Source organism: Mesorhizobium sp. SEMIA396 (assembly GCF_024518615.1).
Lineage (GTDB): Bacteria > Pseudomonadota > Alphaproteobacteria > Rhizobiales > Rhizobiaceae > Mesorhizobium.
In genome coordinates this window covers 121,284-144,657 of sequence record NZ_JANIFC010000011.1, presented here as the reverse complement: position 1 = coordinate 144,657, position 23,374 = coordinate 121,284, and the positions used below count along the sequence as shown (strand labels likewise).

The following is a 23,374-nucleotide window of genomic DNA, read 5'->3' as shown; positions in this document are numbered from 1 at the left end:
CGACCCATGAAATCCTCCCTCGAAGACACATTGCTCGCCGCGATCCGTACCATTCCGGACTATCCCAAGCCAGGCATCCTGTTTCGCGACATCACCACCCTGCTCGGCAATGCGCGCGCCTTCCGCCGCGCCATCGACGAACTGGTGCATCCCTATGCCGGCCAGAAGATCGACAAGATCGCCGGCATCGAGGCACGTGGATTCATCCTTGGCGGCGCCGTCGCCCATCAGCTCTCGGCCGGCTTCGTGCCGATCCGCAAGAAAGGCAAGCTGCCCTACGAGACGGTGCGCGTCGCCTATAGCCTGGAATATGGCCTGGACGAGATGGAGATGCACAAGGACGGCGTTGCTCCGGGCGAGAAGGTGATCCTTGTCGACGATCTGATCGCCACCGGCGGCACCGCGGAAGCGGCGGTCAAGCTGCTGCGCCAGATCGGCGCCGACATCCTCGCCGCCTGTTTCGTCATCGACCTGCCGGACCTCGGCGGCCGCGCCAAGCTGGAGGCGCTCGGCGTGCCGGTCAGAACGCTGATAGGGTTCGAAGGGCATTAGGTTTCTCCCTCGCCCCGTTTACGGGGAGAGGGAAGCGAAGCGAGCAACGCGAGCGGAGCAGGGTGAGGGTAAGTACGACCGTCGAGTTTAAGACACCAACGCTGGCGCCGCCCCTCATCCGCCCTTCGGGCACCTTCTCCCCGTAAACGGGGCGAAGGAAAAAGCTACTCCACCTTCACCAGAACGGCGCTTTCGAACTCGAGCACCTTGTCGCCGGTGGGATTGAAAGCTTCCGAACGCAGCGCGAGAAGCCGCCAGCCGGGGCGTGAGGCGATCGGGCGGTGCGACAGCGCGGTGCGCGTGAAGGTGATGGTTTGCCCGGCATAGACCGGCTTCAGCCATTTCAGGTTCTTGAAGCCGGGCGAGGGGCCGAATTCCGGCACCGGACCGGGACCGCTCCACGCAGCGATCTCGGCGTCCATGCGGTTTTCCAGATTGAGTTTCATCCAGGTCGCGGCCGTGTGCCAGCCAGACGCGCAGAGGCCGCCGAGCACGCTTTTTTTCGCGGCCTCCTCGTCGATATGGAAGATTTGCGGGTCGTACTTGCGGGCGAAGGCTTTGATCGCCTCGGGCTCGAATGTGTGCGAGCCGAGCGTGACGGTGGTGCCGATACGGAAGAACTCGTCCAGTGTCATGCTTGGCTCCCCGCGGCATCGCGGGTGAGGAACATGACCGAGTTCTCGAGCTCGAAGACGCTTTCGCCACGCTGGTTGAACAGCTCGCTGCGCATGGTGACGAAGCCGAGTTGCGGCTTCGATTTCGACAGGCGCTTGGCAACAACCATCAGGGTGCCGGTCAGTTGGTCGCCGGCCAGGACCGGTTTCTTCCATTTGACCTGATCGACGCCGGGCGCGCCCTGGCAGGTCGAGTCCAGCAGGAACGCGTCGCAGAGCATGCGCATGAACATGGCGCAGGTGTGCCAGCCCGACGCTGCCAGCCCGCCGAGGATGCTGGCCTTGCCGGCTTCCTCGTCGAGATGCATCGGCTGCGGGTCAAATTCTCCGGCAAATTCGACGATCTCGGCGGCACTCACGAGCTTCGAGCCGAGGTCGATCGATGCGCCCTCGATGAAGTCCTCATAGGCCCATGTTTTTATCTCTGCAGTCATGGTCTGGAATCCGGCTTGTCGACCCACGATCCCCAGGATCGGGGTTTCCGGATGCAGGCCGGCGTTCATTTGGTCAAGCGATTTCTACTGCGCCAGCCTGTGGCCGCCGATCGACAAGGCCACTCAGAGCCAGCCGCGGCGGCGGAAGTACCAGAAGGGCAGGATCGCCGACAGCACCATCATGGCGATGGCGAAGGGATAGCCAAGTTGCCATTTCAACTCGGGGATGATGTCGAAATTCATGCCGTAGATCGAGGCGACCAAAGTCGGCGGCAGGAAGATGACGGCGGCGACCGAGAAGATCTTGATGATGGCGTTCTGCTCGATCGAGATCATGCCGAGCGTGGCGTCTAGCAGGAAGGAGATCTTCTGCGACAGGAAGGTGGCGTGGTCGGCGAGCGACAGCACGTCGCGAGACAGCGTCTTGATGCGCGCCTTGGTGTCCTTGCTCATCTTGGTGCGGGTCGAGGCATGGGCGAAGAAGCCTGCCAGGCGCTGCAGCGAGATCAGGCTGTCGCGGATCGAGGAGGCAATGTCCTCCTTGCGGCCGATGGCTTTCAGCAACTCCTGGAAATCACGGTTGCGCTTGGAAACCTTGGTCGACCGCGCCTCGAAGATATCGCGCGAGATCGCCTCGATGTCGCGGCCGGCGCGTTCCAGAATGTCGGCGAGACGGTCGACGATCGCCTCCAGCAAGCCGATCAGGATGGTGTCGCCGCTGGTGCAGCCGGTCGCCACCTTTTCGGCGCGCTGCGGAAAGGTCTTGAAAGCTTTCGGTTCGTGGTAGCGCACCGTGATCAGCCTTGTGCCGGCGAGCACGAAGGTAACCGGCGACATCAAGGGATCGTCGATTTCGGTCTGGGCGGGCAGGGTGGCGGTCATGAAATAGGCGCCGTCCTCGACATAGAGGCGGCTCGAAATCTCGATCTCCTCCATCTCCTCGCGCGTCGGAATGGCAACGCCGAGCCAGCTCTCGATCGTCGCTTCCTCTTCCTTTGTCGGGTTGAACAGGTCCGCCCAGACGATGGTCTCGCTGTTTGCCAGGAGATCGTCGACGACGCGCAGGCGGTCATTGTCCACGACGAAGGCCTTGATCATCGCCTGATATCCCTTGCTGGGGGTGCGTTCGGATTGACGCGTCGTGTTGGATTGCACGGTTCTCGACGTCAGCGCCGACCGTGCGTCTGCCGCTTAGACCTGTGACGTGACAAAATCAAGACAAGCGGCTGTCGGGCGGATGGCCGCCGTCGCCTTGGAAGCATGTATCGAGGAACTTCGCCGACAGCTTGCCGGGATGTTCTCGACCGCTTCAGGGCATCAAGTGTTGAACTTGAACAACAGCACGTCGCCGTCCTGGACGACATATTCCTTGCCTTCGTCGCGCGCCTTGCCGGCTTCCTTGGCCGCGACTTCGCCGCCCAGTGTGACGAAGTCGTTGTAGGAAATGGTCTGGGCGCGGATGAAGCCGCGCTCGAAATCGGTGTGGATGACACCGGCGGCCTGAGGCGCCTTGTCGCCTTTATGGATCGTCCAGGCGCGCGTCTCCTTCGGCCCGGCGGTGAAATAGGTGATGAGGTGCAACAGGTCGTAGCCGGCGCGGATGACCTTGTTGAGGCCGGGCTCGTCGAGGCCGAGCGAGGACAGGAATTCCATCTCTTCCTCGTCCGAGAGTTGCGCGACTTCGGCTTCGATCGCCGCCGAGATCACCACGGTGCCGGCGCCTTGCGCGGTGGCCATCTTTTCCACGGCCCTGGTGTGTTCGTTGCCGGTGGCGGCATCGGCCTCCGCGACATTGCAGACATAGAGCACGGGATGCGAGGTCAGAAGGTTCAGGCCCTGCAGGATGCGCAAATCTTCGGCCGAAATACCCTTGAGCAGGATGCGGGTCGGCTTGCCGGCCTGCAGCAGTTCGAGCGCTGCCTCCATCAACGGCAGCACGGTCGTCGCTTCCTTGTCCTTGCTGCCGGCGCGCTTGCGGATCTGGACGATGCGGCGCTCGATGCTGTCGAGGTCGGCAAGCATCAGCTCGGTCTCGACCGTCTCGGCATCGGCGACGGGGTCGATGCGGCCCTCGACATGGGTGATGTCGTCATCCTCGAAGCAGCGCAGCACATGCACGATGGCGTCGACCTCACGGATGTTGGCGAGAAACTGGTTGCCCAGCCCTTCGCCCTTCGAGGCACCGCGCACCAGGCCGGCAATGTCGACGAAAGAGATGCGAGTTGGAATGATCTCCTTCGACTTGGCGATCGCGGCGATCTTCTGCAGGCGCGGATCTGGCACCGCCACCTCGCCGGTGTTCGGTTCGATGGTGCAGAATGGATAGTTGGCGGCTTGCGCCGCAGCCGTTCTGGTCAACGCGTTGAAAAGCGTCGACTTGCCGACGTTGGGCAAGCCAACGATGCCGCATTTGAAACCCATTTTTGTTCGGTCCTATCGGGAAAATAGAAATTTGATCAGGGCTATGGGCGATAGGGGTGATCAACGTCAAGCCCTTCGGTCCCCTTGATGCTCAGTCCTTGCCGCCGAACAGCTTCTTCAGCATGGCGGCCATTGGACCGCTTTCCGGCAGCTTGACCACCGGCTGTTGAGGCCGTGCTTGGCGGACATGACTTTGCTGCTTGTGCGCCGACTGCTTCTGCGCTGGCTTTTCGGGCTCCGGCCCGGCCTTGCCCTGGACGGCGAGACTGGCCTTATTCATGAAGCCGGATTCGTCGCCCTTGACGATCATGGCGGCATTATCGGCGATCGCGTCGAGCAGCGGGTCGAGCCATTCGCGGTCGGCTTTGGCGAAATTGCCGAGCACATGGTGCTGGACCATTTCCTTGACGCCGGGATGGCCGACGCCGATGCGCACGCGGCGATAGCCATTGCCGATATGACCGTCGATCGACCGGATGCCGTTGTGGCCGCCGGCGCCGCCACCGGTCTTGATGCGCAGCTTGCCTTCGGCAAGGTCGATCTCGTCATAGAAGACGGTGAGCGCGGAAAGCTCGAGCTTGTAGAAGCGCAGTGCTTCGCCGACCGACTGGCCGGACAGGTTCATGAAGGTCTGCGGCTTGATCAGGACGATTTTTTCGCCGCCGAGCGTGCCCTCGGAAATGAGGCCCTGGAATTTCTTCGACCAGGGCGAAAAGGAATGGCGGCGGGCGATTGCGTCCGCCGCCATGAAACCGACATTGTGGCGGTTGTCAGCGTATTTCGCGCCCGGATTGCCGAGACCTGCAAACAGCAGCATCGCCTGCTCCGGGCGTGAAAGAGTTACTTCTCGTCGGCGGCAGGAGCCGCTTCAGGTGCAGCTGCTTCAGCCGTCTCTTCCGTCTCCGGCTTCATCGCCGACGAACCGGCAATGGTCGCGATGGTGAAGTCGCGGTCGGAGATCACAGGCTTGACGCCAGCCGGCAGCTTGACCGCCGAGATGTGGATCGAGTCGCCGATGTTGGCGCCGGTGAGATCGACGGTGATGAACTCCGGGATCGCATTGGCCGGGCAGTGGAACTCGACTTCGTGACGCACGATGTTGAGCACGCCGCCGCGCTTGATGCCGGGCGACTTGTCCTCGTTGATGAAGTGGACAGGCACGTCGACATTGACTTCGGTGTCCTTGCCGATGCGCAGGAAGTCGACATGGACAGGGAAATCCTTGACCGGGTCGAGCTGGAAGTCCTTCGGCAGGACCTGGATCTTCTTGCCGTCGACATCGATCGTGGCGATCGTGGTCAGAAACCCACCGCCATGGATCTTGTAGTAGATATCCTTGTAGGTGAGCGCGATAGCCAGGGGAGGCTGCTTGTCACCATAGATTACTGCAGGCACTTTACCGTTGCGGCGAACTGCACGGGCGGACCCCTTACCGACCTGTTCGCGTGCTTCGGCCTTGAGCTCGTAAGTGTCGTGGCTCATGGCATTTCCTTTCGGTTTACTGGAGCGCTCACGGTTGGCAGAGTGCCTGGACCGTAAACGTCGAAAGCCGACATACCCATGCATGATCTGGTCCGAAAACCGGAATCCACTTTTCGGGATCATGCGGGAAGGCGGCCTTCCGCCGCGTTGCCTCCAAGGGTGTCTACGCGGGTGGCGGCTCTATAGCGGAAGGCGGCCGGAGGTGCAAGCCAAAGGCACGCCCAGGCTGGTGCAGTCCAGGCGGTCGCTATCCGCGCTTTTCGATGACGGCATAAAGCACGTTGCGGTTCTCGCCGAAGAACACCCGCGCCTCGACGGTGTTGCGGTCGACGCTGGCATTGACGATGTTCCACATATCGACCTCCGATCGCAGCAGCAACACCCAGTCCATGAATGTCTCCCGGTAGCCGGCGTCAGGCGTGCCCTCGGCGTAGTTCGCAAACAGGAACGTCCCGTTCGGCTTCAGCATCTGCAGGCAGGTCTTCGTGAGTTTCACCGCGACGTTGTGGGCGAGGTAGTCGTAAAGGCCGGAGGCATAGATGAAATCGAACTTGCCGAGCTTGTGACCCCGCGTGAGCACGGTTCGCACCGAGCCGTCGATGGCTTCGACCGCGGTGCCCTGGAAGTCGCGCGCGATCAGCCCAACGCTCTGGGGATCCTGATCGAGCGCAACCCAGCGCTTGAGACGGCCCTCCGTCAAGGCGACCGAGCGATTGGCCTCCCGCAAATGGCCGGCCGCGATCGCCAGGATCTCGGTTTGCGGTCCATTCTTGACCGCAATCTCGTCGACATATCGGGTCAGGAGGTCGCGTCGTTCCCGTGCCGCGACGCATGAGGGTACGTTCTGGGTATGGCTATAGAGCGCCTTGCCGATCTCCGAGGCGTTGGCCACGCTCTCTGCCACGTGCGGATCGCAATAGATGTAATCAAGCAACTGCGCGTCGCCGGAATAGCCCCTGGGCTTGGTGAAGGACCAGTGCGTCAGCGGATCCTCGAGAAAATACTTCAGGATCGGATGGTTCTGCGCCACCGGTATCAACGCATGCCAGACGTCGGGATGAACCTTGGAATGCAGGCCATTGAGGAAGGACAGCAAGCGACCGACGATCTCGGCGGGGTTCTTGTCCTGTTCGATCTGCTGCTGTGTCGCGTGGAGAATGAGCGCCAGCTCCGCGCGCGCGGTTTCGAACGCTTCGCCATGATGCTCGAGCTTTCCCCGAGGCAGCGTGCCGGCGAGCATCGCGGCAGTAATCAAGCTTTTGCCATCAAGAACGGTCTGCACGCCATCACTCCATAGTTAACAGTCGGTTAACTTATTGCGTAGAATGCTCCATTTGCCAATGTCGGGCTGACGGCATTTTATCGTTATGATTAATTTCCCGCCAACCATGTTCCTCTTTAGACGGCTTCCGGCCCGAATTCCGGGTTCGAGTTAACGGAAACTTGTCTTGCGCGATTGCATTTGTTTGCCCGGCGTCGCAATCGCCGTCGCGTCCAAAGGAGCCGGCCCGCGTGGGGGCAGAAGCTGGAAATGAGTTCGGAAAACAAAATCCCTTTCAAACGGGGTCTATTGTGATGAACGAACACCTGTCCTCCGTATTGGTCGATACGGTTGATGCGGAGCCGTACGAGCCGCGCTATGAACTGAGCGCCGACGAGCTCCGCACCCTTTACCGCACCGAAGCGCAGGCGACGCGAAGAGGAGAAGCCAGGCCAGGGCTCTGGATTGCGGTTGCGATCTATCTCTTGTTTTCGGCAACGGATCTGCTGCTGATCCCGGATGTTGCTGCCTACACGATCACGGCGCGCTTCGCAGTCGGCTTGAGCGCGCTTTTGATCCTCGAAGCACAGCTTCGCCGGGGGATTGGAACGGAATGGCTCGACGTGACCTGCGCCGGAGCCATCATCTTCGGCTATGTTGGTTGGTTGTGCCCAGCGGTTCTTGGCGCGGACAAGGAAAGCGTCTCTTACTACATGGTCTTTGGGACCATATTCATGATGAGCGCAAATCTTTTCTTTACGTTCAATTTCAAGCTTTCTATCGTAACCTCGGCAATAATATTGTGTATACTTTACATCGTAAATTACTTCGTTCCTTCAACCCTTACATACAAAATGGTATTCGGGGCTTTCTATATATCCTGTTTCACGTTCACCTCGTATGTGAACTGGAAACTGAATGAGGAACGCTACAACGTCTTTCTGAATGCCCTGGAAGCCAAGATCCAGCACAATGAGGCGACCGAACGCGGCAAGGCCCTGCTGAGGTTGTCGCGGACCGATCCGCTGACGGGTCTGGAGAACCGGCGCGCGATCGACGAGAAGCTGCGGGACTACTGGAGCGATTGGCAAAAGGTCGGTACCAGCTTCGGGGCGATCCTCATCGACGTGGACTTCTTCAAGAAATTCAACGACTGCTACGGCCATCAGGAAGGCGACCGCTGCCTGATCCATGTCGCCAATGCCCTTAGCGACATGATCAAGCAGTATAATGGCTCCATCGGCCGCTATGGCGGTGAAGAGTTCATCGTCCTGGCTCGCATGGAGAAAAAAGAGCAGATACTGGATATAGCGGAAGCCATTTGCAGCACGGTCGAGAACCTGGCGCTGACGCACGAACTGCGGCGCGACGGCGTCTCGATCGTAACGGTGAGCGTTGGCGCCGCATTCACCAGGACGCAGACCGGCGCCAAGCTGGAGAAGATCATCCACGAGGCCGATCGCGCTCTCTATCTGGCAAAAGCCGGCGGCCGAAATTGTGCCCGGCTGTTCGATCCAACCGATCCGCAAAGCAGCGACGAGAGCGAGAACATCGCGGCCTTGCTGAAGATCGCGATCGGCCAGAATCTCGTTTCACTGGTTTATCAGCCTATCCAGGATGTCAAATCGGACCGGGTTGAAGCGGTGGAGGCTCTGATGCGCCTCAAAATGCTGGACGGCACATCGGTTCCGCCGAGCCTGTTCATTCCCGTCGCCGAGCGAACCGGCGCGATCCTGGAACTCGGGCGCTGGGCGATAAGGACGGTGTGCGCCGAACTCCTGGCTGACGACCACGTCCGTGTCGTCAGCGTCAACGTCTCCCCGATCCAGCTTAAGACACCTGGCTTCGCAACGTCTGTCGCGACCATTCTGGGCGAAACCGGCGTCGCCGGCAGCAGGCTGGCCTTCGAGATCACCGAAGGGCTGGAGATGGAGATGCACTCGGACATTCTGCGCTGCATCAGCGACCTGAAGCTGCTCGGGATCAAGATATGGCTTGATGATTTCGGGACGGGCTTTGCGGGCCTTTCGTGGCTTCGCCTGATCGATTTCGACACGGTGAAGATCGACCGATCGTTTCTGCACGACTGCAGCTCCCTGAGCGGCAAGGCGATGCTGCAGGACATCATCACCCTGGTTCGAAATCGCGGCCACAAGATCCTGGTCGAAGGGGTGGAAACCGACGAACAGATGGCTTTGATGCGCGAATTCGGCATAGACAAGATCCAGGGCTTCCATGTCGGCCGCCCCGCTCCCGCCGCCAGTTTCCAGGCAAAGCGGGCCATGCGCAAACGGTCATTTGCCGTGCTTAAGTCCGCATGATGGTGGCCTCTTTCCGACGTTTGGCTTAGCCGCCCTCAAAAGCCGTACTGATTGCAATCAACCCATGACTGGGCCAAGCGGCTACCTAGGGGCTACCGGTCGCTGGTCAACGCGTTGCGTAGCGCCTGGATCTGCCGGTTCAAGGCATCGAGCTCGGCAAGCGTCATGCCCGAGCGTTCGACCAAGGTCTCGTTCAGACAGTTGCATTGGACCAGCAGCGCGCGTCCGGCTGATGTCAGGTCGACCTGCACCTGGCGTTCGTCGGTCTGGCTGCGCTGGCGGGTCACCAGCTCGGCTTGCTCCATTCGCTTCACCAGCGGCGTGACGGTGCTCGATTCCAAAGCCAACCGGTTGGCGATGGTGCCGACCGACATCCCATCGGCCTCTCCAAGTGCGTTCAGCACCAGGTACTGCGGATAGGTGATGCCCATCTCGTCCAGCATCGGCTTGTAGGTGCGGTTTATCGCCATGCTGGTGGCATAGAGCGTGAAACAGAGCTGATTGTCCAACGGGAGAGGCACGGCGCATTCCTTTTGCCAATATGGGCATCAATTCGATACCACGAAAAATGATATCGCGATACATATTTTTGTGGACAAGGGTTTTGTGCCGCGTTAGCTATATGGTTATCGCGATATTGTTTATCGCGGAAATAACCACAAGGAGATTGAGATGACCTCGCAAACCAAGCCCAGCTCCGGCAGCGGTACGATCACCACCAAGGACGGAACGCAGATTTACTACAAGGACTGGGGGACCGGGCAGCCTGTCGTCTTCCATCATGGCTGGCCGTTGAGCAGCGACGATTGGGACGCCCAGATGCTGTTCTTCCTGTCACAAGGCTACCGTGTCATTGCCCATGATCGGCGTGGCCATGGGCGCTCGACCCAGACGGATATCGGCAACGAAATGGACACCTATGCCGCCGATGTCGCGGAACTCGCCGCTTATCTCGACCTCAAGAATGCCATTCATGTCGGACATTCGACCGGCGGCGGCGAAGTGGCGCGCTATGTTGCCAACTATGGCGCCGGCGGCCGTGTCGCCAAGGCGGTGCTGATCGGCGCGGTGCCGCCAATCATGCTCAAGACTGCCGCCAATCCCGGCGGCCTGCCGATCGAAGTGTTCGACGGCTTCCGCTCCGCCCAGGCAGCCAATCGCGCCCAGTTCTTCCGCGACGTTCCATCAGGTCCGTTCTACGGGTTCAACCGTCCGGGCGCGGACATCTCGCAGGGCGTCATCGACAATTGGTGGCGCCAAGGCATGATGGGCGGCACCAAGGCGCATTATGATTGTATCAAGGCTTTCTCGGAAACCGACTTCACCGAGGATCTGAAGGCAATCGACGTGCCTGTCCTGGTCATGCACGGAGACGACGACCAGATCGTTCCGATCGCCGATTCGGCGCTGCTGACGATCAAGCTGCTCAAGAAGGGCGAGCTCAAGGTCTACAAGGGCTTCCCGCACGGCATGGCCACGACCCATGCAGACATCATCAATGCCGACCTGCTGGCCTTCTTCAAGGCTTAAGGCCATGGCCCACAAAAATGCACCCGTCATCAGGCGGGTGCATTTTTGTGACAGCGGCAGACCCGCCTGATCTAGGCGGCCGCCTGCGCTTTGCGCGCTTCCTTCATGTTTGGCAGGAACACGGTGAGCAATCCAAGAAACGGCAAATACGAGCAGATCTGGAAGACGAAATCGATGCCCTTCATATCGGCGACGATACCGAGCACGGCCGCCGCGATGCCGCCCATGCCGAAGGCGAAGCCGAAGAAGATGCCGGCGATCATGCCGACGCGGCCCGGCACGAGTTCCTGCGCAAAGACGACGATGTTCGAGAAGGCAGAGGACAGGATCAGGCCGATCAGCACCGTCAGCACCATCGTCCATTCCAGATTGGCGTAGGGCAAGGCGAGCGTGAAGGGCAGCACGCCGACGATGGAGAACCAGATCATCGCCTTCTGCCCGTAGCGGTCGCCGAACGGGCCGCCGAGCAGGATGCCCAGCGCCGAGGCTCCGAGGAACAGGAACAGCATGACTTGGCTCATCTGCACCGAAACGCCGAACTTATGCATGGAATAGAAGGTGTAGTAGCTGGCGAGGCTGGCGATGTAGGCATTCTTGCTCAGCACCAGCAGGGTCAGCACGATCAATGCGTTCATCACCTTGCGGCGCGGGAAGGGCGAAACGAAGCTCGCCGCCTTGCGGGTGCCCTGTGCGGCACGCAGCCGGCTGTACCAGCCGCCGACCTGCCACAAAACGATGATGCCGATCAGCGAGCCGACGGCGAACCAGGAAATGCTGGTCTGGCCGAACGGCACGACGATGAAGGCTGCCAGCAGCGGCCCCATGGACTGTCCGAAATTGCCGCCAACCTGGAACAGCGACTGCGCCAGGCCGAAGCGGCCGCCGGAGGCGAAGCGGGCGATGCGCGAGGATTCCGGATGGAAGATCGCCGAGCCGATGCCGATCAGCGAGGCGCCGATCAGGAGCAGCGAATAGTGCCCGGCATAGGCGAGCACAATCAGGCCGATCAGCGATGACGCCATGCCGTAGGGCAGCGAATAGGGCATCGGCCGTTTGTCGGTGATCATGCCGATCACAGGCTGCAGCAGCGACGCGGTCACCTGGAAGGTGAAGGTCAACAAGCCGATCTGCCAGAAATCGAGGCCATAATTCTCTTTCAGGAGCGGGTAAATGGCCGACAGCAGCGACTGCATGATGTCGTTGATGCAGTGGCAGAAGCTCACCGCCAGGATCACGGTGAAGGCCGTCGCCTGGGCTGAAGCGTGACTGGTGGTCGCCGGTGGGGCGACGCTGGCGGCTGTCGTATCGGTCAAGGTAGGCTCCGTGGTCTTTTTGGCGGGCAGGCCCGCAGGCAGTTGACGAACGCACCTGCGGCCGCCTTGTCGGACGCTCCTGTGGAGCGCTTGGGACCGGCGCCTTATAAGCTTCTTGCGGGATGACTTCTTTCGTGGTTTGGTCCAATAGTTTCGCAAGTGGGCCATATCGGATGCCGCACGGCAAAGAAGTCTTTCACGCTGGCAACGCCAATCTCGGCCAGTTGCACGAGAGCCGCTGGGAGTGGCTTGAACAAGTGGCCGGGCCGGCGGTGGCATTGCCGACCGAATATCCCGATGGCTACCGTGTGCCGCAGCACCGCCACAGCCGCAGCCAGCTCTTGCATGCGCTTGTCGGCGTGGTGCTGGTGACGACGCGCTACGGACGCTGGATGGTGCCGCCCGACCACGCGATGTGGATTCCAGCCGGCACCGAGCATTCCGTCGAGATGCTGGGCGATGTCTCGATGCGTTCGGTCTATGTCATGCCACAGGCGATCCCCGGGCTGCCCGAAGGCTTGCGCGTCGTCGGCGTCACCGACCTGATGCACAGCCTGATCGTGGAATCGGAAAAGCTGCCGCAAGGCGGCGTTCTGGAAGGACGTGGTGGGCTGATCATGAACCTTTTGCTGCACGAAATCCCGACCTTGCCGGAACGGCCGCTCGGCCTGCCATTCCCGTCCGATCCAAGGCTGTCGGCGCTCTGCCGGCGCTTCGTCGCGGCACCGTCGCCGCATGCGACGATCGATGAATGGGCGGATGCCGCCGGCATGAGCCGCCGCTCCTTCACCCGCGCCTTCCAGCGCCAGACTGGCTTGTCGCTGTCGACATGGCGCCAGCAGGCCTGCCTGTTCGCGGCGCTGCCCAGGCTGGCGGACGGCGAGCCGATCACCAGGGTGGCGCTCGATCTCGGCTATGACAGCGTGCCGGCCTTCATCACCATGTTCAAGCGCATGCTGGGGACCTCGCCGCGCGGCTATATGCGCGGCGCACGAGAAAGCGTCGAGGTCGCTCGTCGCCTGGTCGGCCCGGTTCGGTTGGAAAGCCCTGCGCCGTAACGGCAGGTGCTGTTCTAGAGCATTTTACCGTTTTACGGAAACGGCGAGCTGCTCTAACTCTTTGTTTTGACGTAATTCTCTAGGGAAAGCGCTACGCGCTTTTCCCGGGAAAACCGCTTCACACTTTTCCTGGAATTGCTCTAGTCGAACAGGCTCGACACCGATTCCTCGGTCGCGGTGCGCGAAATGGCTTCGCCCATGAGGTCGGCGATCGAGATGACGCGGATGTTGGGCGCGTCGAGCACGCCCTGGGTGGGCTGGATGGAATCGGTGATCACCAGTTCCTGCAGCTTCGAGCCGCTGATGCGGGCAACCGCACCGCCCGACAGCACACCGTGGGTGATATAGGCGGTGACACTGGTGGCGCCGTTGGCCAGCAGTGCATCGGCGGCGTTGCACAGCGTGCCGCCGGAATCGACGATGTCGTCGATCAGCAGGCAATCCTTGCCGGCGACCGCGCCGATGATGTTCATGACTTCCGATTCACCGGGCCGTTCGCGGCGCTTGTCGACGATGGCCAGTTGCGCATCGAAGCGCTTGGCCAGCGCACGGGCGCGGACCACGCCGCCAATGTCGGGCGAGACCACCACGACGTTGCCGAGTTGCTTGTATTTGGCCTTCACGTCGCGGGCCATCACCGGCACGGAAAACAGATTGTCGGTCGGAATATCGAAGAAGCCTTGGATCTGGCCGGCATGCAGGTCAAGCGTCAGAACGCGGTCGACACCGGCGCGGGTGATCATGTTGGCGACCAGCTTGGCCGAGATCGGCGTGCGGCCGGAGGCGCGGCGGTCCTGCCTGGCGTAGCCGAAATAGGGGATGACCGCCGTGATGCGCTTGGCCGAGGAACGCATGAAGGCATCGATCATGATGAGCAATTCCATCAAATGATCGTTGGTCGGGAACGAGGTCGATTGCAGGATGAAGACATCCTCGCCGCGCACGTTTTCCTGGATTTCGACGAAGATTTCCTGGTCGGCGAAGCGCCTGACCGTGGCTTTGCCCAGCGGGACGTTGAGGTACCGGGCGACCGCTTCGGCCAGCACCCTGTTGGAATTGCCCGCGAAGAGTTTCATGCACGGTTCCTGGTGGAGGATGATGAGACCTGACGGACTCGCTTGCGCCCTTTAACCGGGCTTTTAGCGGCCCGCGCCGGTATTGCAAGCGCCGAGATCGGGAATCCGCCGGCTAAACTCAAGAAAGCTCCGCGCCATCGCCGGGCTGCAACAGGGAGCAGCGGACTTGCGCTGCTCCTTCTTCTCGTTGGGCATCGGATTTTCCCAAAACCGTCTCCACTTTTGGGTCCGATGCCTCTAGCCCGCCTTGCCGCCGAGCCAGGCCGCGAATTGGTCGATGGTCTGGTCGGCGATCGTCTGCATGGTGGCCGGCGAGACCCCCTTCCAGCTGTCGCCGCCCGCGCTGGCGCCGGAATTGACCGACGGGGCCTTCTGCTGACCATTGATGCGGTGCAGCCGGTTGCCGGCGGGGTCATAGACATCCCAGACATAGATGACGGTGGTGTCGGCGCCTTCCGACATCGTCGAGAAATAGCCCTTCAGCACATGTGTCACGGTCTGGTCGGCGCTGCCGGCGAGCGTGATACCGCGCTGCCTGGCGCGGGTCTGCAACTCCGCCGTAAGAGGTGTCGCGGCTTCCACCGAAGCGCCGACGATCGGCGCGATCTGCAGGCGGGTCTTCGACAGGATGGCAGCGCTTTGGGCTGATGTGACCGGTGCGGCGGTGGTTGCGGGAGCGCCCGCCGTGCTGGTGGCGGGCAGCGTCTGGGTCGACGTCGCCGGCGGAGTGATCGCCGACGGTTCGAGCACGTCCTTTGCGTTGGTGCAGGCGGCAAGAGCCAATGCCACAAGCAATGACACGGTCGTCACATGCGATCGTCTCATTTGCCTTCTAACTCCTTGGCGAAGAACGCCTCCCATTGTGGATTCACTGTACGATCAAGTCGAGATCATGGCGGGACAGCGGCTTGGGCTGGGATTCGGTGGTCAGGTAGGTGCGGCCAAGCGTCATCGCCGTCTCGGTATCGGAGTCCATGATGATCATATGGGCGAACAGCGTCATGTTGGGCGCGATCGGTTCGGGATTGCCCTGGTAGAACATCGGCATGTCCATCCAGGACGGGGTGAAGCGGGCGCCGACCGAATAGCCGCAGGCGTTCAGCCGGTGCTTGGTCAGGCCGTGTGCCTCCATGGTGCGGGCATGCGCATCGAAGACGTCGCCGAAGCTGTTGCCCGGCGTCATCGCCTTTTCGACAGCCAGGAGTGCCGCGCGGGCGGCGTCGAACAATTCCTGATGGCGCTTCGACACCTTGCCGGTCAGCACCGTGCGCATCATCGGTGCGTGGTAGTGGTTGAAGACGCCGGCCCATTCGAGCGTCAGCTGGTCATTTTTGGTGAGCTTGCGGCGGCCGGCCTTGTAGCGGCACAGCAGCGCATCGACGCCGGAGCCGATGATGAATTCGTTGGCCGGATAGTCGCCGCCGCCGGCAAAGATCGCACCCTGCATGGCGGCCAGGATCAGGGCTTCGTCGCCACCTTGCTTGATCAGCGGCAGCGCCGCGTCGAGCGCGTCGTCGGAGAGATTGGCGGCCTTCTCGGCCTTGGCGATCTCGGCCGGACTCTTGAACAGGCGCAGCCGCCCGACAATTCCGGACGCATCGGCGATCTGGCCGAAGGTCTGCAACTGCTCGTCGAGGCGGCGGCCATTGAACGCGGTCAGGCCATGGGTGTCGTATTCGACACCGATGCGGGCGCCGAGCAGGTCGAGTTCGTTGAGCAGATTGCGCAGGTCGACCGCCGGATTGGCGCCATTACGGTCCGTCCACAAGACGATGTTGTCGATAATCGAGGTCTGACGCGCCTGGCGCAGGTCGGCCGAGCGGGTCAGCAGCACCATCGAACCGTCGGCCTTCACCACCAGGCACTGGAAGAAGCAGAAGCCGAACGTGTCGTAGCCGGTCAGCCAGTACATGCTTTCCTGCGCGAACAGCAGGATGGCATCAAGCTTTTTTTCGGCCATCTCGATGATCAGCCGGTCGCGCCGCGCGTCAAATTCAGATCGTTCAAAATGCAGCGCCATTATTCCCTCTCCAAGACGATTGCCGAAACCTGCCGGCCGTAATCGGGCTCCTTGCGATGCGTGGTGCGCCGGTAGGAGTAGAACAGGCCTTCCTCGGCGTAAGTGCAGCGGTCGAGGCCTTCAGCCGTCACGCCGGCCTCGGCCAGCCGGTCAACCGTGTAGCGGTTGAGGTCGAACATGGCATGGCCGGCATTGGCGGACGGCGCGAAATAGAGGATATTTTCGGCATCGGCTTCGACAAAGCGGGCGACGAATTCCGGGCCGACCTCGTAGTTATCAGGGCCGATGGAGGGGCCTAGCACGGCGATGATGTTTTGGCGCCGGGCGCCGAGGCTTTCCATCGCCAGGATGGTGTTTTCGAGCACGCCGGTGAACGCGCCTTTCCAGCCGGCATGCGCGGCGCCGATGATGCGCGCCTCAGCATCCGCGAACAGCACGGGACCGCAATCGGCGGTCGAAGCGCCGATGGCGATGCCCGGCCGGTCGGTGACGATGGCGTCTGCCTTGGGCCGCTCGCCGGCAAAGGGCTCCCTGGCGATGATGACGTCGGGCGAATGGATTTGCCAGGCGGTCAACAGATGGTTCGCCGGCACGCCCATCCAGGCGGCGACGCGGCCGCGGTTCTCTGCGACCAGCGCCTGGTCGTCATTCGATCCGGTGCCGATGTTGAGGCCCTGGTAGATGCCGCCGGAGACACCGCCGATGCGGGTGAAATAGCCGTGGCGGATGCCTTGTGCCTGCGCCTTGTCCAGCAGCGGCGACCGAACGGGATCCGGTTTGGTCTGATTCAGCATGCGGGCGTTGTTGTCCGTGTGGGCGGTTTCGTCAAGAAGAAGGTGCTTGGTCGAGAACAGGCGCTGCAAAGCGCGGACGGGAGATTGGGAGGGGCGGCGGTAAAAAGTCAATCCGCCCCGGCGAAGGGCCGAACCGCCACGCCGCGAGGCAGTACCGCAAGCACCTTGAACAGCTCGCCCATGGCTTGCGGCCCTGCGAGGCGTTCGACGTCGCCGGCGATCCTTTCGCGCGCCGCCTGGCCGGCATCGGCGCCAAGCCGGCCGGCGCGCTCGAGGATGCCCATGCCGAGCAGGAAGTCGCCCTGTGTCGTCAGATGGGCTTCGAGGCCATGTGCACGCACGATCGCGGCCAGGGCGGCGAAATCGACATGGGAGGTGAGGTCGGCCTCACCGGGATTGGCCAGCACATCTTCGTGATCGTGGCTTCGCAAGGCCTGCAGCGTGTCCCCGACACCCGGCTGGAGATGGCCATAGTCGATAAACAGGCCAGCGCCGCCATGCCTGGATATGCGCTCGGCGATCGTTGCCATGAGCGCGGTGCGGGCAGGCGCCACTTCGGCGATCGAACCTTGCGGCGCTTGGGTGGCATCGGCGGGCAGCAGCGTCGGGTCGACCGAGCCGGCGCCGGCGAAGAAGCAAAGGTCGTTGGTCTCGTCGAGGCCGACCACGCGCTCGCGCCAGCCGGCGCCGGCGCGGAGGAACTGGCGGATGGGCACGGCGTCGAACAGTTCGTTGCCGACGATGAACAGCGGTTGCTGCGGCAAGGTCTCGATGGTTTCATGCCAGCCAACCGCGAAGGGTGTGGCGCCAAGCGTCTGCTTTTGCACCTCGGTCAGGCGCGGGCTGGTCTCGATCATGGCGAAGGTGGCGCCGCTGGCCAGATCAGGATCGAGCCGCGACAGCGTACGCAGCATGTCCTTCATCAGCGTGCCGCGGCCGGGGCCGATCTCGGCGATGGTGGCCGGCAGCGGCCGGCCGCTCGCCTGCCACGCCTGGTACATCCACACGGCGACCAATTCGCCGAACATTTGGCTGATCTCCGGCGCGGTGATGAAGTCACCGGCCGCACCAAAAGGCTCGCGCGTCGTGTAGTAGCCGTCCGCCGGGTCGAACAGGCACATCGCCATGTATTCGTTGATCGGTATCGGCCCCAGGGCCTCGATCAGGTCGACGATGCGGGTCTTCAGCCGTGTCATGCCGGCTGCGGCTGCGTCACCGGCTTGGCGGTCAGCATCGCCCAGATGCCGGCCAGCACCATCGGCGTCGACAGGATCATGCCCATGGTCAGCCAGTTGGTGCCGAGGAGGTAGCCGAGCTGCTGGTCGGGCTCGCGGAAGAACTCGACAAAAATGCGCGACAGGCCGTAGCCGCAGATGAAGGCGCCGCCGACGAAGCGCGGCGTCTTCAGCTTGAGGCGCGAATGGGTGAGAATGCGCAGCACGAGGAACAGCACCACGCCTTCGAGAAGCGCCTCGTAGAGCTGGCTCGGGTGACGGGCAAACGGCCCGCCATTGGGGAATTCGAAAGCCCAGGGCACGTCGGTTGGGCGCCCCCACAGCTCGGAGTTGATGAAGTTGGCGACGCGCACCAGGCCAAGGCCGACCGGCACGCCGGCCGCCACGACGTCAAACAGCGACCAGGTGCGGATGCCGCGCTTGATGGAAAACAGCGTCATGGCGAGGATGACGCCAAGCAGGCCGCCATGGAACGACATACCGCCTTGCCAGACCGCCAAGATATCGAGCGGGTGGGCGATGTAGCGTGGCAGATCATAGAACAGCACATAGCCGGTGCGGCCGCCGAGCACGACGCCGATGGCCGCCCAGACGATGAAGTCGTCGAGATCCTCCGGCTTCATCGGCAGGACGCCGTTCGGCCACAGCCTGGCATTGGCGGCGAGCCGCTTGGCGTACCACCAGGCAAACAGGATGCCGACGATATAGCCGACGCCATACCAGTGCACCGCCAGCGGCCCGATCTGGATGAGGATCGGGTTGATGTCGGGGAAGGGCAAGGAGGCCAGCGGCAGCAGGAAATATTCGTTCAACGGGGAACTCTCATTGCGAAACGCGTTTGCGCGCGGACCATGCGGCAGGGTTTTGGCAGGGTCAAGGCAAGGTGGGCGCCCTCGACTTGATGCCGCAGCGCGGCGCAACATGCTTGCATTCGACGCGCAGCGCCACTACGTCAATTTGTGCAAGCGCGAGGATTTGCCATGTCGACCGGACCGAACCGCATTCTCGATGAATTCGCCAAGCTGATGACCGACGCCGCCGGCGCCGCCCAGGGCGTGCGCCGGGAGGTGGAGACGGCCTTCAAGGGGCAGGCCGAACGCATTCTCAACACCATGGACGTGGTGCAGCGCGAAGAGTTCGAAGCCGCGCGCGAGATGGCCGCCAAGGCGCGGGAAGAAAACACTCGCCTTGCCGCCCGCATCGAGGCGCTCGAGGCGAAGCTTGCCGAACTGGCCGGCGACGCCACACCAGCGACGGCGGCCAAGCCGCGCACAAAAAATAATCGTTAAACTTTTCCACATAGCCCGATCCTGAAAAGCGCTTTGCCGTGAATCGCTTAACGGCATTGCATGAATCTTTGTGACAGCGGCTTTCCACATGCGAATGACGCAGTGCGAAAAATTGGGCTGTTCACGCGACTCCCGATCAATAGACTGAATTTGTTGCATGATTCGGAGCAGGGTCATGCGACCGGGCGGTGGGGTCCGGTCTGGGGTCTTTGCGTCGAGAAGGTAGTCTTTTGCGCGAAGAAAGTCCTGGCCGTCCGAGTTCTAGACAAGATTGTTCGTTGTGTGTGCCCTCCCGCGGAGCGTGTGGCGGCGCTCGTACAGAACGACAGGAAGCATTCCATGGAACTTCTCGAACTCGAATTCTCCCGCGAAATCCATCCGGTGGATGTTATCGAGCAGGTGGCCCACAACAACGACTGGTCCTTTGAGCGGGCCGGCGACGACGAGATTTCGATCTCGGTTGCCGGAAGCTGGACCGACTATCACGTCTCCTTCTCGTGGATGGAGGATTTCGAGGCGCTGCACCTTGCCTGCGCCTTCGACATCAAGGTGCCGGAGACCCGCGCGCTGGAAGTGATGCGGCTCTTGTCGCTGATCAACGAGCAGATGCTGTTTGGCCATTTCGACCTCTGGGAGCAGGAGGGCGCGATCATGTTCCGCCAGTCGCTGCTGCTGGCCGGCGGGGTCGAGCCGTCGAGCCAGCAGGTCGAAGTGTTGCTGTCGTCGGCGCTGGAAGCCTGCGAATGCTATTTCCAGGCGTTCCAGTTCGTTGTCTGGTCGGGAACCTCGGCCAAGGACGCCCTGGCCGGCGTGCTGTTCGAGACCTACGGCAACGCCTGAGTCCCCGCAAGGCAGACAAGAACCAAGATGAGTTCGAACAGCGAGCGTAAGCCCGAGATCAGTTTTGCCGATTTCGATCGTGTCGACATCCGCGCCGGCACGATCGTCGAGGCCGAGCCGTTTCCCGAGGCGCGCAAGCCCGCATTCAAGCTGAAGATCGATTTCGGCGCCGGCATCGGCATCAAGAAATCGTCGGCGCAGATCACCAAATATTATACACCGGAGACGCTGATCGGCCGGCAGGTGTTCGCGGTGGTCAATTTCCCGCCGCGCCAGATCGGTCCATTCATGTCGGAAGTGCTGACGCTCGGCTTTCCCGACGAAGAGGGCGCGGTGGTGCTCGGCGCGATCGAGCGCAAGGTGCCGGATGGCGGCAGGTTGTTTTAGGCCGCCAGCTTGCGCGTCGTTCCCAGCGCTTCCTCGACCGTGTCGAGGAACATCTCTGCACAAGCCTTCCAGCTGTAGCGCATGGCGCGTTCGCGTGCTTCGGCACGGTCTACATTGAGCGCGGCAAGCGAGGCCTCGCGCAGATCGTTGGAGACCGCGCCGCCAAAGCCGTCGCCGACAATGTCGATCGGCCCGGTCACCGGATAGGCGGCAACCGGCGTGCCGCTGGCCAATGCCTCGATGATGACGTTGCCGAACGTGTCGGTGCGGCTCGGGAAGACGAAGACATCGGCCGAGGCATAGATCTCGGCCAGTTCGTCGTTGGGGCGATGGCCGAGGAAATGCGCTTGCGGATATTTTGCCTTCAGCCTGGCAAGCTCAGGGCCTTCGCCGACGATCACCTTGCTGCCCGGCAGGTCGAGGTCGAGGAAGGCGGAGAGGTTCTTTTCGATGGCGACCCGGCCGACGCAGAGGAAGACAGGGCCGGGAAAGCCGAGATTCTTCTTCTTGTCGGGCCGGAAATGGTTGGTGTCGACGCCGCGCGTCCACGGCCGCAGCTTGGTGAAGCCGCGCGCCGAGAGGTCGTCGGCAAGCGACTGGGTGGCGACCAGCGTGCCTTGGCCGGAATTGTGGAAATCGCGCAGCCAGCGATAGGCCCAGCTTTCCGGCACTGGCAGCCGTGCGCTGAGATATTCGGGGAAGCGTGTGTGATAGCTGGTGGTGAACGGCCGGCCGGCATTGCGGCAATAGCGCCGCGCCATGATGCCGAGCGGCCCTTCGGTGACGATGTGGATGTGGTCGGCCTTGCCTGCGTCGATCAGGCGCGCGACATGGCCGGGCGTGGTCAGCGCCAGCCTGATGTCGGGATAGGTCGGCAAGGGCAGGGTGCGAAAGATGTTCGGCGTCAGGAAATCCACGGCGACATCGAAGGATTTCAGCGTCTCGGTGAGCCGCTCCAGCGTGTGGACAACGCCGTTAACCTGCGGCCGCCAGGCATCGGTGACCATCAATATGCGCATGGCGGCCCTTTGCAGGAAAGGTCGACGGTTGCCTTGAGACGATGCCGGAACGGCGACCAGACCGCTGCTCTCGCTTCGCTCCAGCGCACCCGGACGGGCACGGGGTCGAAGTGAGGCGGCAAGGTCGAATCAATTGAGGTCGCGCGCTTCATGCGCGTTCTTGATCATGGTTTCATGACGGGCGGATGAAGCCTGTTTCCACTTTCGGTATCGTGCCGGTTATGCGGGAACCTTGATGATAGCGCGCAGTCCGCCGAGCGGGCTGTCTTCAAGGGTGATGTCGCCGCCATGGGAACGGGCGATGTCGCGGGCGATCGACAGGCCGAGCCCGGTGCCGCTGGCATCGAGGTTGCGGGCTTCGTCGAGCCGCACGAAGGGTTTGAAGACGTCTTCGCGCCGGTCGGCGGGAATGCCCGGACCATCGTCGTCGATGGTGACCAGCAGCGAGCCGCGGCCATGGGTGGCGTTGACTTCCACCGTCTTGGCATAGCGGAAGGCGTTGCCGATGACGTTGGACATCAATCGGGCAAAGGCGTTCGGCCGCACATGCACATCGGGGTCTCCGGCAAGCGTCGTCGACAGCTTGCGCTTGCGCAGCCTGGCTTCCTCGCCGAGCTTTTCGAAATAGGCCTCGAGATCGAACCGTCCGGCGTCTTCCGAAGCCTCGCCACGGGCAAAGGCGAGATAGCCTTCGAGCATCGACTGCATGTCGTCGATGTCCTGGTCGAGCGCGGCCTTGGTCTCGGCCTTGCCGCCGGAAAGCGCCAACTGCAGCTTGAAGCGGGTGAGGATGGTTCGCAGGTCATGACTGACGCCGGTCAGCATGGCGGTGCGCTGCTCGATCTGGCGCTCGATGCGTTCGCGCATCTGCATGAAGGCAAAGCCGGCGCGGCGAACCTCCTCGGCGCCGCGGGGCCGGAAGTCACGCGGCATCGGCCGGCCCTTGCCGAAACTTTCGGCGGCTTCGGCAAGCATCAGGATCGGCCGGATCTGGTTGCGCAGGAAGGGAATGGCGATCATCAGGAGCACCAGCGAGGTGCCGACCATCCAGATAAGGAAGATGTGGGTGTTGGAGGCATAGGCCTGGCTGCGGCGCACGAAGACGCGCAGCACCTTGCCCTCGAGCTGCACGCGCACCTCGACGATGTTGGAGTTGCCGACCGTGTCGATCCAGAACGGGCGGTTGATCTGGCGGGTGATCTCCGACGAGAGAACATCATCCAAAATCGAGAAAAACGGTTTTGGGCCAGGCGCGGGCAGCGGGTCGGGCGGCAAGAGGTCGACCTTCAACTGCATGCGGTCCTGGGCGATGCGTATGATGTTGGTGTAGTCGGCATCGCGCGGATAGGTTTCGATCAGGTCGATGATGGCGGCGATGTCGCGCACGGTGGCCTGCGACAGGCGCTGCGTCACGGTTGCCCAATGACGTTCCATGAAGACGAAGGCGACGACCGATTGCAGCAGGATCATCGGCGCGATGACGATGATCAGCGAGCGGGCATAGAGCCGCTTGGGCATATACAGCGAGACGAGGCGCCAGAAGCGGTTCCAGGCGCGCGGCACCGCCTTCAGCGTCCGCGCGGCGCGTACGCTCAAGCCGCCATTGCCCGGCTGTTCCAGTTCCGTGGTTGCCATTCGCTCATTTCGCTTGCCCGCAGCCGCTCAGCA

The 23,374-nt window shown here is 62.1% G+C and carries 24 protein-coding genes; 7 read left to right on the top strand and 17 right to left on the bottom strand.

The window, feature by feature from the left end:
- Nucleotides 1–6: 6 nt before the first annotated feature.
- Complete coding sequence (locus NP503_RS24815; protein WP_013529989.1) at nt 7–552, top strand: adenine phosphoribosyltransferase; 546 nt, start codon at nt 7–9, stop codon at nt 550–552.
- Between the two features lie 164 nt (nt 553–716).
- On the opposite strand, the gene NP503_RS24810 is transcribed toward NP503_RS24815, so the two are convergent.
- The 7 genes from NP503_RS24810 to NP503_RS24780 form a co-directional block, all read right to left on the bottom strand.
- Nucleotides 717–1,187 carry a MaoC family dehydratase gene (locus NP503_RS24810; RefSeq protein ID WP_127269624.1) on the bottom strand — a complete coding sequence of 157 codons (471 nt, stop codon included), beginning with the start codon at nt 1,185–1,187 and terminating at the stop codon, nt 717–719.
- Entirely contained in the window at nt 1,184–1,660 is a 477-nt protein-coding gene (locus tag NP503_RS24805; protein WP_127269625.1) for a MaoC family dehydratase, read from the bottom strand. The genes NP503_RS24810 and NP503_RS24805 overlap by 4 nt, the downstream gene beginning before the upstream one ends.
- Before the next feature lie 123 nt (nt 1,661–1,783).
- Nucleotides 1,784–2,758 (bottom strand): magnesium/cobalt transporter CorA, encoded by a 975-nt coding sequence (gene corA, locus NP503_RS24800; protein WP_127270555.1) that lies wholly within the window; start codon nt 2,756–2,758, stop codon nt 1,784–1,786.
- Between the two features lie 219 nt (nt 2,759–2,977).
- Nucleotides 2,978–4,081 (bottom strand): redox-regulated ATPase YchF, encoded by a 1,104-nt coding sequence (ychF, locus tag NP503_RS24795; protein ID WP_127270552.1) that lies wholly within the window; start codon nt 4,079–4,081, stop codon nt 2,978–2,980.
- A 91-nt stretch (nt 4,082–4,172) separates the two neighbouring features.
- Nucleotides 4,173–4,898 carry an aminoacyl-tRNA hydrolase gene (gene pth, locus NP503_RS24790; protein WP_127270550.1) on the bottom strand — a complete coding sequence of 242 codons (726 nt, stop codon included), beginning with the start codon at nt 4,896–4,898 and terminating at the stop codon, nt 4,173–4,175.
- Nucleotides 4,899–4,921: 23 nt separating this feature from the next.
- Nucleotides 4,922–5,563, bottom strand: coding sequence for a 50S ribosomal protein L25/general stress protein Ctc (locus NP503_RS24785; RefSeq protein WP_127270548.1), 642 nt, complete (start codon nt 5,561–5,563; stop codon nt 4,922–4,924).
- Between the two features lie 247 nt (nt 5,564–5,810).
- The gene (locus NP503_RS24780; RefSeq protein ID WP_127267866.1) at nt 5,811–6,845 is read right to left on the bottom strand and encodes a class I SAM-dependent methyltransferase; all 1,035 of its coding nucleotides are present in this window, start codon (nt 6,843–6,845) and stop codon (nt 5,811–5,813) included.
- 293 nt (nt 6,846–7,138) lie between these two features.
- Between NP503_RS24780 and NP503_RS24775 the strand changes: the two genes are divergently transcribed.
- Nucleotides 7,139–9,145, top strand: a complete 2,007-nt coding sequence (locus NP503_RS24775; protein WP_127267870.1) for a bifunctional diguanylate cyclase/phosphodiesterase — start codon at nt 7,139–7,141, stop codon at nt 9,143–9,145.
- Between the two features lie 92 nt (nt 9,146–9,237).
- Here NP503_RS24775 and NP503_RS24770 read toward each other — a convergent pair whose 3' ends face one another.
- Nucleotides 9,238–9,666 carry a MarR family winged helix-turn-helix transcriptional regulator gene (locus NP503_RS24770; protein WP_127267865.1) on the bottom strand — a complete coding sequence of 143 codons (429 nt, stop codon included), beginning with the start codon at nt 9,664–9,666 and terminating at the stop codon, nt 9,238–9,240.
- A gap of 151 nt (nt 9,667–9,817) precedes the next feature.
- Between NP503_RS24770 and NP503_RS24765 the strand changes: the two genes are divergently transcribed.
- Nucleotides 9,818–10,675, top strand: coding sequence for an alpha/beta fold hydrolase (locus NP503_RS24765; protein ID WP_127267864.1), 858 nt, complete (start codon nt 9,818–9,820; stop codon nt 10,673–10,675).
- A 71-nt stretch (nt 10,676–10,746) separates the two neighbouring features.
- Here the strand turns inward: NP503_RS24765 and NP503_RS24760 are convergent, their stop codons facing one another.
- On the bottom strand, nt 10,747–11,988 hold the full coding sequence (locus NP503_RS24760) for an MFS transporter (RefSeq protein ID WP_128361821.1): 1,242 nt from the start codon (nt 11,986–11,988) through the stop codon (nt 10,747–10,749).
- Between the two features lie 173 nt (nt 11,989–12,161).
- Here NP503_RS24760 and NP503_RS24755 point away from each other — a divergent pair, with 173 nt between their 5' ends.
- Nucleotides 12,162–13,046 (top strand): helix-turn-helix domain-containing protein, encoded by an 885-nt coding sequence (locus tag NP503_RS24755; protein WP_127270546.1) that lies wholly within the window; start codon nt 12,162–12,164, stop codon nt 13,044–13,046.
- 140 nt (nt 13,047–13,186) lie between these two features.
- Here NP503_RS24755 and NP503_RS24750 read toward each other — a convergent pair whose 3' ends face one another.
- The 6 genes from NP503_RS24750 to lgt all read right to left on the bottom strand — a co-directional run bounded on the left by NP503_RS24750 (nt 13,187) and on the right by lgt (nt 18,983).
- On the bottom strand, nt 13,187–14,122 hold the full coding sequence (locus NP503_RS24750) for a ribose-phosphate pyrophosphokinase (protein ID WP_013530002.1): 936 nt from the start codon (nt 14,120–14,122) through the stop codon (nt 13,187–13,189).
- Between the two features lie 237 nt (nt 14,123–14,359).
- Nucleotides 14,360–14,947, bottom strand: coding sequence for a hypothetical protein (locus tag NP503_RS24745; RefSeq protein ID WP_127321245.1), 588 nt, complete (start codon nt 14,945–14,947; stop codon nt 14,360–14,362).
- A gap of 43 nt (nt 14,948–14,990) precedes the next feature.
- Nucleotides 14,991–16,142 carry a Xaa-Pro peptidase family protein gene (locus NP503_RS24740; protein WP_127270541.1) on the bottom strand — a complete coding sequence of 384 codons (1,152 nt, stop codon included), beginning with the start codon at nt 16,140–16,142 and terminating at the stop codon, nt 14,991–14,993.
- Complete coding sequence (gene pgeF, locus NP503_RS24735; RefSeq protein ID WP_127270538.1) at nt 16,142–16,936, bottom strand: peptidoglycan editing factor PgeF; 795 nt, start codon at nt 16,934–16,936, stop codon at nt 16,142–16,144. Before pgeF ends, NP503_RS24740 begins: the two co-directional genes overlap by 1 nt.
- A 107-nt stretch (nt 16,937–17,043) precedes the next feature.
- Complete coding sequence (locus NP503_RS24730; protein ID WP_127270536.1) at nt 17,044–18,132, bottom strand: class I SAM-dependent methyltransferase; 1,089 nt, start codon at nt 18,130–18,132, stop codon at nt 17,044–17,046.
- The gene (gene lgt, locus NP503_RS24725; protein WP_127270533.1) at nt 18,129–18,983 is read right to left on the bottom strand and encodes a prolipoprotein diacylglyceryl transferase; all 855 of its coding nucleotides are present in this window, start codon (nt 18,981–18,983) and stop codon (nt 18,129–18,131) included. The genes NP503_RS24730 and lgt overlap by 4 nt, the downstream gene beginning before the upstream one ends.
- Before the next feature lie 168 nt (nt 18,984–19,151).
- Here lgt and NP503_RS24720 point away from each other — a divergent pair, with 168 nt between their 5' ends.
- The 3 genes from NP503_RS24720 (at nt 19,152) to NP503_RS24710 (ending at nt 20,687) form a co-directional block, all read left to right on the top strand.
- Entirely contained in the window at nt 19,152–19,460 is a 309-nt protein-coding gene (locus NP503_RS24720; RefSeq protein WP_127270531.1) for an accessory factor UbiK family protein, read from the top strand.
- 339 nt (nt 19,461–19,799) lie between these two features.
- The gene (locus tag NP503_RS24715) at nt 19,800–20,300 is read left to right on the top strand and encodes a YbjN domain-containing protein (protein WP_013893499.1); all 501 of its coding nucleotides are present in this window, start codon (nt 19,800–19,802) and stop codon (nt 20,298–20,300) included.
- Between the two features lie 27 nt (nt 20,301–20,327).
- Nucleotides 20,328–20,687 carry a tRNA-binding protein gene (locus tag NP503_RS24710; protein WP_127261686.1) on the top strand — a complete coding sequence of 120 codons (360 nt, stop codon included), beginning with the start codon at nt 20,328–20,330 and terminating at the stop codon, nt 20,685–20,687.
- Here the strand turns inward: NP503_RS24710 and NP503_RS24705 are convergent.
- Both NP503_RS24705 and NP503_RS24700 read right to left on the bottom strand, forming a co-directional pair.
- The gene (locus tag NP503_RS24705) at nt 20,684–21,706 is read right to left on the bottom strand and encodes a glycosyltransferase family 1 protein (protein WP_127270529.1); all 1,023 of its coding nucleotides are present in this window, start codon (nt 21,704–21,706) and stop codon (nt 20,684–20,686) included. The two genes, NP503_RS24710 and NP503_RS24705, sit on opposite strands and share 4 nt — an antisense overlap.
- A gap of 219 nt (nt 21,707–21,925) precedes the next feature.
- A complete protein-coding gene (locus tag NP503_RS24700) occupies nt 21,926–23,341 on the bottom strand; it encodes an ATP-binding protein (protein WP_127268417.1) in 1,416 nt (471 codons plus the stop codon).
- Nucleotides 23,342–23,374: the final 33 nt, after the last annotated feature.

Bases quoted from the DNA above. Each gene is read 5' to 3' on its own strand.
- NP503_RS24720 (WP_127270531.1), top strand. From the start codon at position 19,152: ATGTCGACCGGACCGAACCGCATTCTCGATGAATTCGCCAAGCTGATG.
- pgeF (WP_127270538.1), bottom strand. From the start codon at position 16,936: ATGCTGAATCAGACCAAACCGGATCCCGTTCGGTCGCCGCTGCTGGAC.
- NP503_RS24765 (WP_127267864.1), top strand. From the start codon at position 9,818: ATGACCTCGCAAACCAAGCCCAGCTCCGGCAGCGGTACGATCACCACC.
- NP503_RS24805 (WP_127269625.1), bottom strand. From the start codon at position 1,660: ATGACTGCAGAGATAAAAACATGGGCCTATGAGGACTTCATCGAGGGC.
- NP503_RS24730 (WP_127270536.1), bottom strand. From the start codon at position 18,132: ATGACACGGCTGAAGACCCGCATCGTCGACCTGATCGAGGCCCTGGGG.
- NP503_RS24775 (WP_127267870.1), top strand. From the start codon at position 7,139: ATGAACGAACACCTGTCCTCCGTATTGGTCGATACGGTTGATGCGGAG.
- NP503_RS24750 (WP_013530002.1), bottom strand. From the start codon at position 14,122: ATGAAACTCTTCGCGGGCAATTCCAACAGGGTGCTGGCCGAAGCGGTC.
- NP503_RS24700 (WP_127268417.1), bottom strand. From the start codon at position 23,341: ATGGCAACCACGGAACTGGAACAGCCGGGCAATGGCGGCTTGAGCGTA.
- NP503_RS24710 (WP_127261686.1), top strand. From the start codon at position 20,328: ATGAGTTCGAACAGCGAGCGTAAGCCCGAGATCAGTTTTGCCGATTTC.
- NP503_RS24785 (WP_127270548.1), bottom strand. From the start codon at position 5,563: ATGAGCCACGACACTTACGAGCTCAAGGCCGAAGCACGCGAACAGGTC.
- pth (WP_127270550.1), bottom strand. From the start codon at position 4,898: ATGCTGCTGTTTGCAGGTCTCGGCAATCCGGGCGCGAAATACGCTGAC.
- NP503_RS24705 (WP_127270529.1), bottom strand. From the start codon at position 21,706: ATGCGCATATTGATGGTCACCGATGCCTGGCGGCCGCAGGTTAACGGC.
- NP503_RS24755 (WP_127270546.1), top strand. From the start codon at position 12,162: ATGCCGCACGGCAAAGAAGTCTTTCACGCTGGCAACGCCAATCTCGGC.
- NP503_RS24815 (WP_013529989.1), top strand. From the start codon at position 7: ATGAAATCCTCCCTCGAAGACACATTGCTCGCCGCGATCCGTACCATT.
- NP503_RS24810 (WP_127269624.1), bottom strand. From the start codon at position 1,187: ATGACACTGGACGAGTTCTTCCGTATCGGCACCACCGTCACGCTCGGC.
- NP503_RS24715 (WP_013893499.1), top strand. From the start codon at position 19,800: ATGGAACTTCTCGAACTCGAATTCTCCCGCGAAATCCATCCGGTGGAT.
- NP503_RS24745 (WP_127321245.1), bottom strand. From the start codon at position 14,947: ATGAGACGATCGCATGTGACGACCGTGTCATTGCTTGTGGCATTGGCT.
- NP503_RS24740 (WP_127270541.1), bottom strand. From the start codon at position 16,142: ATGGCGCTGCATTTTGAACGATCTGAATTTGACGCGCGGCGCGACCGG.
- corA (WP_127270555.1), bottom strand. From the start codon at position 2,758: ATGATCAAGGCCTTCGTCGTGGACAATGACCGCCTGCGCGTCGTCGAC.
- ychF (WP_127270552.1), bottom strand. From the start codon at position 4,081: ATGGGTTTCAAATGCGGCATCGTTGGCTTGCCCAACGTCGGCAAGTCG.